This is a genomic window from Intestinimonas sp. (assembly GCF_026169115.1).
Lineage (GTDB): Bacteria > Bacillota > Clostridia > Oscillospirales > Oscillospiraceae > Intestinimonas.
On record NZ_JAPFEA010000003.1, the window covers coordinates 1 to 8,071 of the forward strand.

The window sequence follows — 8,071 nt, forward strand, 5'->3', positions numbered from 1 at the left end:
CAGCATGACTTTGATTTCCGGCAGCAGCCCCTGAACCTGTGTGTAATTTCGTTTCCGCATAACGATACCCCCTGATGTAGTCTATTTTCCTACATCAGGGGGTATTTTGTCACTGTCCGTTTTTACTGGTTCAGTTCATTCGGCCCCGGCAGAACAGATTCAGCTAAAGAAGGCGTGAGCCCCGATGGTGGTCACATAGGTGCGGTTGCGCTGGGCCCAGCTGTTGGGGGAGACGGAGGGGTTGACGAAATAGAGGCTGCTGCCGCCCACCCGGACGCCCTCCAGGATCAGCTTGGCGGCGGCCACGCTTTCGGTATTGGGCTCCCGGTAGATGCTGCCGTTTCTGGTGGGGGTGAACTGGTTGGGGGCAAAGATGACGTCGTAAATGGTGTTGGGGAAGCGGGGGCTGGCCACCCGGTTCATGATGACGGTGCCCACAGCCAGCTTGCCGTCCAGGGGCTGGTTCCCGCTCTCGGCGTTGATGATGTGGGAGAGCCAGTAGAGGCAGTCGCTGTCGTAGAAGCTCTCGCCGGAGGCGATGGGCCCCTCGCCGCTGTATACCTCCACCACGCCGCTCTCCTGGTTCCAGCTCACCCAGCCGCCCATAGCCTGGGCGATGGTGCGCACCGGCACCAGCACACGCCCTTCCTGGGCGATGACGCCGTTGAGGACGTACAGGCAGCGGCCGTTGGCCTCGATATACTGGTCGCCCACCCGGACCCGGATGTTCAGGCCCTCCGCGGTGACCACCGCATACTCGCCCTCCCAGCCGATGACGGCGTCGGGCCGCAGGCCCAGCACGGCGTTGACCAGGGAGACATAGGTGATGCCGTTGTAGACAGTGAGACCCGGGTCCTCGCAGGGGACCCCGTCCACCAGAAAATAAGCGCCTTCGGCAGTCTGCCCGTCGGCGGCGGCCTCCGCCGCCAGCGCCTGGCTCCCCATGGGAAGGGCCATGGCCAGGCAGAGCATCAGGCACAGGATACGCATACGCATATCGGATGCATCCTCCTTGCAGATGTTGTAATCATGTCATATCTTTTGTAACCAGATTGTAACCGATTTGAAGACAGATTGCAAGACTTATTTTCTGCAACATTTCGTCGAATTAGCCAAAGCCCTTGTGTCCCAACGGGTCTAACCGGAATTTTTTTGCGTGTTCCGCCCAGCTTTCCCCTTGAAAATCACCTCTTTTTTCACATTTGCCCAGAGACAGAAAGCCCTCCCTGTCCCCTACAAAAAGCGGCGCGGGACCGGATGATCCCGGTCCCGCGCCGTTGCAGTCACTTTGTTCCTGGCCGCAATCGTCACTTGCATCTCCGAAGTCTCGCTGAGCGGAGCGAACATCCTCATTCTCCCGTCTTTTTCCGATGGAGTCACAGTCCGGCCCTCAGAGTGCCAGCTCATAGGCGAAAAAGGGGCGGGGCCGAAAGGGCTGGCGGAACTCCCCCGTCCAGCAAAACCTCAGCTTCTCCAAAAGGCGGCGCATCCCGCTGTTTTCACAGTAAGTGTCCAGCCGCAGGGCGGGCAGCCCCTTTTCTCGGGCCAATTCCGCCGCCTGTTCCAGCAACGCGGTGGCCACGCCGGTCCGCTGGACCTCGGGGTCCACCGCAGCCCGGTGGACGAACATGGCCGGACCGGGCGTGGTCCAGGGGATCTCCCGGTAGGCGGGGTCCTCCTCCTGGTCGATGCAGGCCGTGCCCAGGATCTGCCCATCATCGGCAGCGGCGCACCACAGGCTGCCGCAGCGGATGTCTTCGGCATAGTCTTCGCGGAGCGGATAGTCGGCGTTCCACTGCATGCTACCCTCTCCATTCATTTTGGCCACCGCCCGCTGGACCAGGGCCCAGATCTGGTCCAGGTCGTCAGGCCGGGCGGGGCGAAGCTGATAGCCTTCCATGAAGTTCACCTCAAAAAGTGTGTTCTGCCGTCCTAAGTCAGGGGCGGAGGGCGGGTGATCGTCCCAGCCTGCACACAGAATTTATCGTTTTTCAATAAAAAATAATTGACATTCAATAGTCGCTGTGATATTTTAATGGGGAAGGGAGGGCTGTCCATGCCCGCGACAAGTGTGCAGAAGCTGGCCAGGGTATTGAAGGTCCTGGTCACCATCACCTTTGTGTGTAACCTCATCGCCCTGGTCCTGGTGCCTGGACTGGCCATGATGAAGGGGGTTCAGCCTCTGCTGGACCTGACGCCCTATGAGCGGAGCTGGGAGGCGCCGGCCCGTGTTCTGATCGTTTTCCTGCTGAGCTGGAAGTGGGTATGGACCTCCGGAGCCTATGATGTGGTGCTTACCCTGTTTCTCCTCTTCTGCGGAGTATGTACAGCGGTCATTCTGTGGCAGGCCCGCCGGGTGCTGGGCACCATCCTCAAAGCACGCACCTTTTCTATGGGCAATGCCGCCAATATGGGGCGGGCTGGAATCTGCTGTTTTCTCATCTCTGCTGCCGCGCTGGTCCGGCTGCTGTGGGGCTTCTGGTATTACGCCTCCATCCAGCCCCTTCTGACCTACAACGCCCTCTTTGTCCCCATCTTCTTCATGGGCGGGCTGCTCTGCCTGGTCATGTCCGCCCTCTTCCGCCAAGCGGCGGAGCTGAAGGCGGAAAATGACCTGACCATCTGAGGGGGTGCCAGTATGCCCATTGTCGTGAATCTGGATGTGATGATGGCCAGGCGGAAAATGAGCCTGCGGGAGCTGGCCCAGAGGGTGGACATCACCCTAGCCAACCTCTCCATTTTGAAGAACAACCACGCCAAGGCGGTGCGCTTCACCACCCTGGAGGCCATCTGTAAGGCCCTGGACTGCCAGCCGGGGGACATTCTGGAATATGTGCCGGAGGAGGAGACGCGGGGCGGAGACTGACCGCACCGTACTCATGCCAGACAGATCTCAAAATCGCTGTTGATAATTAGAAAGGATGAGCGCTATGGCGGTGATCGTGTCGATGATCTTATTGGGAGCCCTATTTCTGGGGCTTGGCTCCTGGGGTCTGGCGGGGGCCGGCCTTCTGCGGAGAGACGTCCGCTTTACCGGGCCAAGTCTCGCCTGCTGCGCCCTCGCCCTCCTGCTGGCCTGCGTCTATTTTTACGGCGGCGTGTACTACGAGGATTGGAGCGCCCTGATGGATACCGCCGGCGCTATGCTGCTTGCGGCCTGTGTGCTCACGGGGGTATCCCTGCTCCTCAATGTGGCCGCCTGGGCAGTAGGGCGGTATCGTACCCGAAAAACATGAAAACCAGCCTGTCGGTCACTGGGACCGGCAGGCTGGTTTTTCGGTTTCCTGATCGTTCCCGCCCACACAGGCGAAGTTGGCGGTGAAGAGGGCCAGCCGGGCGCCGCCCTCGTCGGTGATGTCCACCTGGACCACGCAGCTCCGCCGGCCCCGGCGGATCAGGGTGGCGTTTGCAGTGATGACGCCCTCCTTTGCCCCCTTGAGGAAGCGGATGTCGGCGCACTCGGTGACGTACTTCCGGCCGTCGGCCCGGCACAGAGCGCCGGAGGCGGCGTCGGCCAGGGTGAAATAGACCCCGCCGTGGACTCCGCCGCCGGTATTCAGGCTGTTGGGGCCGATGACGGCCTGGGCCGTCACCCGTTCGGGCGTCACGGACAGGATGCAGATGCCGCTGTGACGCATGAAGGCGTTCTTTTGGTTGGTGAGGTCCCGCACCTCTTCCCAACGGTCCACGGGCTCAGTCCTCATCATCCAGGACGATGTGTCCCTCCTCCAGCCGGGAGATCACCGCCAGGGACTCCACACGGATGCCCATGCGGCGGAGCACATCGCCGCCGTCCTTGGTAGCCTTCTCGATGGCCACGCCCACACCTGCCACCTCAGAGCCCGCCTTGGAGACGATTTCCAACAGACCCAGGGTAGCCTGACCGCTGGCCAGGATGTCGTCCACCAGCAGCACCCGGTCGTCCTCGTCCAGATAGCGTTTGGAGACCCGGATGGTGTAGGACTTTTCCATGGAGAAGGAGTGGACCTCGGCGGTGTAGACCTCGGGGTCGATGTAGCCGGTCTGAAATTTCTTGGCGTAAATGGCGGGGACGCCCAGGTGCAGGGCGGTGAAGCAGGCCACAGCGATGCCGGAGGACTCCACGGTGAGCACCTTGGTGATCTTTTCTCCCTTGAAACGCTTGGCCAGGGCCTTGCCAACGTGCTCCAGAAGCTCCATGTCCATACAGTGGTTGAGGAACATATCCACCCGGATGATGTCGCCGTCCCCCACTTCGGCATCCTTCAAAATTCGTTTTTTCAGTTCTTCCATGTGATATTGTTCCTCCGTCCTCATGTAAACACGTCAAAACAGGTAGGGTCAGCCATTCTGGGCCCGGCAGCGGGCCAGGAACCAATCGAAGATCTTCGCGCCGTCGTCGGCGTCCGGGCGGCGGAGCGCGTAGGACATGCGTTCGGGGTGGAACTGAACGGTCAGAATGGGCAGAGAGGCGTGCTCCATGGCCTCCACCACACCGGATTCGCTCCAGGCGGTGGCCGTGAACCCGTCGCCCAGCCGGTCCACCGCCTGATGGTGGGAGCTGTTGGTGACCAGTGTCGGTCCGTAGAGGGTATCCAGAACGGAGCCGGGCAGAGTGCGGATCGGGTGGACCTTGTCCCAGTGGCAGCCGGGGGACGGGCGGTGGAAGAGGTTGCCCACGGGGCCGAGATCCTGGATGAGGTCGCCGCCGAAGGCCACGTTCAGAACCTGATGGCCCCGGCAGATGCCGAGGATGGGCTTTCCGGCGTCAGAAAATGCCTTGGCCAGGGCCAGCTCAGCCCGATCCCGGTCCAGATCAATGTCTTTGGAGCCCTGATTGGGCTGACCGAAAAAGGCAGGGTCCATGTCGTCGCCGCCGGCCAGCAGGAGCCCGTCGAAGCTGAGATCGGGGGCCGGACAGTAGCCGCCTTCGGGACAGGCGCCGGCGCTGCGAAGGGCCTGCCGATAGCTGACCCACTGCCCTTTGGAGGTGGAGACCAGAATGCGGGGAGTATCCATATCGAAGCCTCGTTTCCCAATGTATTCCGCCGCCGCAGACGATGCCGCCCGGCGGCGGGATGATTCATTGGTCCATATTATAGCGGAAAGCCCCCGGGACTTCAAGACACGGCATTGACAAAGAGAAAAAAATAGGGTATCTTTTATAAGGCGCTGTGTGCGCCTGTAATTTGATATGCAGCGGTATCGAAGTGGTCATAACGGGGCTGACTCGAAATCAGTTTGCGGGCAACCGCACGTGGGTTCGAATCCCACCCGCTGCGCCACGTCGGAGCAAACGTCATATCGTTTGCTCCGACTTTTTTATATAAGTCAGAGCGCACTCATTTTGCTGCTTCTCCTTTCCATATCACAACCGCTGCGCTGAGTTGCGATTTGGTGTCGCCGCTTTGCGGCGTTTTTGTTTTATTTCGAGAAAATATCGGTTTTAACCGTCCTTTTCTGATCGAAGTGGAAACAGCGGCATGGGACACCCATGCCGCTGTTTTATTCTTCTGTCCGAAACTCCTCCATCCTTCTGGGAGGATATGGAAACGCTCTACCCTTGGCGGATGCCAGCCAGCTGGCTTTCCGTTTGCTGATGTTGCAAATGTGGTAGAGTTGATCCATAAGGGTTGTTTCAGAGATGGGCAGCTTCATGGTACAGTCCATATAAATGGCAAAAGCACCGGAAGATCTCCGGTGCTTTCTGTGTTCTATCCTCGCGTGGGCCCAAATGGGTCTTACGCATTTGCCTAAACAAGTTCTTTTTTGAAGAGCTGATTTGGAATCTGTACATTGTGGGTCAAGCAAGCGAAATAATTTATAGCTAAAAACACCCCGAAAACCTTGGTTTTCGGGGTGTTTTGGAGCTGGTAACGGGACTCGAACCTGCGACCTGCTGATTACGAATCAGCTGCTCTACCAACTGAGCTATACCAGCGTATGAAATTCACGGTACTCTGACACGGACTGCTTTGATATGATACTATAACCCCGGGCACTTGTCAAGCAAGTTTCCCGCTGGTGTGCCCCCTCTCTCCTATTATACAACAGGTATATCCCCGGTCCCGGCGGGACCTTTCCCCCCTCCTTTTCCAGATGGATATTTTTTCAACTGTCTGAAAAATATCTTCCTGCTTTCCCATTTTTCATGCTTTTCACAACTTTTTTGTTTTTCCATAATCTTGTAAATAGTTTACATAATTTTATCCATCGAAGGAGTTCTACGTTGAGTTATCCACATTGTCCACATGGTTTTCCACATCTATTCCCGCTATATTTTTCAATATTTTTTGTTTTATACCTATATTCGGCCTATTTGACCCCATGTCCTTTTCCCCATTTAGATTACATAATTTTATTTACAAAGCCTTCGGAGCCCTTTCTGTGCGCCCCGTCAATTTTTCCATGCAAAAGCATAGCAAAATTGCCATGTGCCGTTTTCAGCGGCACGGCCATGAAATCAAAGCGCATGGGCCGGGACGGCCCATATGCGCATAAACTTCATGCGCCACAAGCCTCTGCCCGTTTTCGTGGTACGCGCTTGGCGCATGAAGTTTCACATCCGCCCAAAGACCCTCATTTTTCCCAAGGAGCAACACAGGGGCCCGGGACCGCCCTCTTCGGGCGCGGTCCCAGGCCCCATGGGCTCTGTCCGACGTATCAGATTCAGATGTTGCCAAACTCCTCGTAAAAGCGGTCGTGGATGACCTGAACGGCGGTATCGGCGTCGCACTTGTCCACCAGCACGGAGACCTTGATCTCACTGGTGGAGATCATATGGATGTTGATGCCGGCGTTGTAGAGGGACTCGAACATCAGGGAGGCCACGCCGGGGTTGTTTATCATACCGGCGCCCACGATGGAGACCTTGGCGATCTCGTCGGTGACGTCGATGTGGTCGAAGCCCAGCACGTCCTTCAGCTCGGTCATGACCTGCTTGGCCCGCTCCATGTCGTCCAGGTCCACGGTGAAGCTGATGTCCTTGGTCTCATCCCGGCCAATGGACTGGAGGATGATGTCCACGTTGATCTTGTACTTCGCCAGAGCGGAGAACAGGCGGAAGGCGGTACCTGGCTTATCCGGCAGGCCGATGAGGGCCAGACGGGCAATGTTCTTATCCTTGGCAATGCCGCTGACATAGGGCTTTTCCATGGTTTTCGCAACCTCCTTGACTTTGGTCCCGGGCTGGCCGGAGAAGCTGGAGAGGACCTCCAGATTCACGTTGTACCGCTTGGCCATCTCCACCGATCGGTTGTGCAGGACCTGGGCCCCCAGGGTGGCCAGCTCCAGCATCTCGTCATAGGTGATCTCGTCCAGCTTCCGCGCCCCGCGCACCGTGCGGGGATCTGCCGTATAGATGCCGTCCACATCGGTATAGATCTGGCACAGGTCGGCATGGAGACTGGCCGCCAGCGCCACCGCCGAGGTGTCGGAGCCGCCCCGGCCCAGCGTGGTGATGTCGCCGTACTTGTTGATCCCCTGGAAGCCGGTAATGATGACGATTTTCTTCTTGTCCAGCTCGGCCAGAATCCGCTCGGAGCGGACGCTCTTGATCCGGGCACAGCTGTAAACCGAGTTGGTCTTGAAGCCGGCCTGCCAGCCGGTGAGGGAGACCACCGGATAGCCCATGGCCTCGATGGCCATGGCACACAGGGCGCAGGAGATCTGCTCGCCGGTGGAGAGGAGCATGTCCATCTCCCGTTTGGATGCCTTGGGATTGACCTCAGCCGCCTTGGCGATGAGATCGTCGGTGGTGTCGCCCTGGGCCGAGAGGACCACCACCAGGCTGTGGCCCCGGCGGTAGGTCTCTGTAATGATGCGGGCCACGTTGCGGATGTGGTCTGCATCCGCGACGGAGGACCCGCCGAATTTCTGTACGATGAGTGACATGGTATATGTACCCCCTAAGCGTTTCTGGAAAAGGGAGCCGGCAGGCTCCAGGTCAGTCTATGCCCTCACTCCAGGACACGGAACACAGACTGGAGCCCCAGCCCGGCGCAGACCTCCTCCAGCTGGGCCCGGGTCATGGGGCCGGTGAGGAAGGCCGCCTCGCCGTCGGGGGCGTCGGGCCGGGTGAGCAGGCTGGCCC

At 58.8% G+C, this 8,071-nt stretch carries 9 protein-coding genes and 2 tRNA genes; 4 read left to right on the forward strand and 7 right to left on the reverse strand.

Features of this window, described 5'->3' with window-relative positions:
- Nucleotides 1-159: 159 nt before the first annotated feature.
- Together Q0Y09_RS00175 and Q0Y09_RS00180 are read right to left on the reverse strand one after the other, a co-directional pair.
- Complete coding sequence (locus Q0Y09_RS00175) at nucleotides 160-996, reverse strand: cell wall hydrolase (protein ID WP_297716350.1); 837 nt, start codon at nucleotides 994-996, stop codon at nucleotides 160-162.
- A 394-nt stretch (nucleotides 997-1,390) separates the two neighbouring features.
- Nucleotides 1,391-1,900, reverse strand: coding sequence for a GNAT family N-acetyltransferase (locus Q0Y09_RS00180; RefSeq protein ID WP_297716351.1), 510 nt, complete (start codon nucleotides 1,898-1,900; stop codon nucleotides 1,391-1,393).
- 156 nt (nucleotides 1,901-2,056) lie between these two features.
- Between Q0Y09_RS00180 and Q0Y09_RS00185 the strand changes: the two genes are divergently transcribed.
- From Q0Y09_RS00185 to Q0Y09_RS00195, 3 genes are all read left to right on the forward strand, one after another.
- The gene (locus Q0Y09_RS00185) at nucleotides 2,057-2,626 is read left to right on the forward strand and encodes a DUF2975 domain-containing protein (RefSeq protein ID WP_297716352.1); all 570 of its coding nucleotides are present in this window, start codon (nucleotides 2,057-2,059) and stop codon (nucleotides 2,624-2,626) included.
- A 12-nt stretch (nucleotides 2,627-2,638) separates the two neighbouring features.
- Nucleotides 2,639-2,866: a helix-turn-helix transcriptional regulator gene (locus tag Q0Y09_RS00190; protein ID WP_297716353.1), complete on the forward strand. Its 228-nt coding sequence runs from the start codon at nucleotides 2,639-2,641 to the stop codon at nucleotides 2,864-2,866.
- A 64-nt stretch (nucleotides 2,867-2,930) separates the two neighbouring features.
- On the forward strand, nucleotides 2,931-3,236 hold the full coding sequence (locus Q0Y09_RS00195; RefSeq protein ID WP_297716354.1) for a hypothetical protein: 306 nt from the start codon (nucleotides 2,931-2,933) through the stop codon (nucleotides 3,234-3,236).
- Nucleotides 3,237-3,251: 15 nt separating this feature from the next.
- On the opposite strand, the gene Q0Y09_RS00200 is transcribed toward Q0Y09_RS00195, so the two are convergent.
- Genes Q0Y09_RS00200 through Q0Y09_RS00210 form a run of 3 tightly spaced genes read right to left on the reverse strand, consistent with a single transcriptional unit; the run spans nucleotide 3,252 to nucleotide 4,998 of the window.
- On the reverse strand, nucleotides 3,252-3,689 hold the full coding sequence (locus tag Q0Y09_RS00200; RefSeq protein WP_297716355.1) for a PaaI family thioesterase: 438 nt from the start codon (nucleotides 3,687-3,689) through the stop codon (nucleotides 3,252-3,254).
- A 4-nt stretch (nucleotides 3,690-3,693) separates the two neighbouring features.
- Nucleotides 3,694-4,272, reverse strand: a complete 579-nt coding sequence (locus Q0Y09_RS00205; protein WP_297716356.1) for a xanthine phosphoribosyltransferase — start codon at nucleotides 4,270-4,272, stop codon at nucleotides 3,694-3,696.
- A 48-nt stretch (nucleotides 4,273-4,320) separates the two neighbouring features.
- Nucleotides 4,321-4,998, reverse strand: a complete 678-nt coding sequence (locus Q0Y09_RS00210) for a gamma-glutamyl-gamma-aminobutyrate hydrolase family protein (protein ID WP_297716357.1) — start codon at nucleotides 4,996-4,998, stop codon at nucleotides 4,321-4,323.
- Nucleotides 4,999-5,175: 177 nt separating this feature from the next.
- On the opposite strand from Q0Y09_RS00210, the gene Q0Y09_RS00215 reads away from it, so the two are divergent.
- A tRNA-Ser gene (locus tag Q0Y09_RS00215) sits at nucleotides 5,176-5,264 on the forward strand.
- A gap of 580 nt (nucleotides 5,265-5,844) precedes the next feature.
- Here Q0Y09_RS00215 and Q0Y09_RS00220 read toward each other — a convergent pair.
- Nucleotides 5,845-5,920, reverse strand: a tRNA-Thr gene (locus Q0Y09_RS00220).
- 728 nt (nucleotides 5,921-6,648) lie between these two features.
- The gene (locus Q0Y09_RS00225; RefSeq protein ID WP_297716358.1) at nucleotides 6,649-7,872 is read right to left on the reverse strand and encodes an aspartate kinase; all 1,224 of its coding nucleotides are present in this window, start codon (nucleotides 7,870-7,872) and stop codon (nucleotides 6,649-6,651) included.
- Nucleotides 7,873-8,071: the final 199 nt, after the last annotated feature.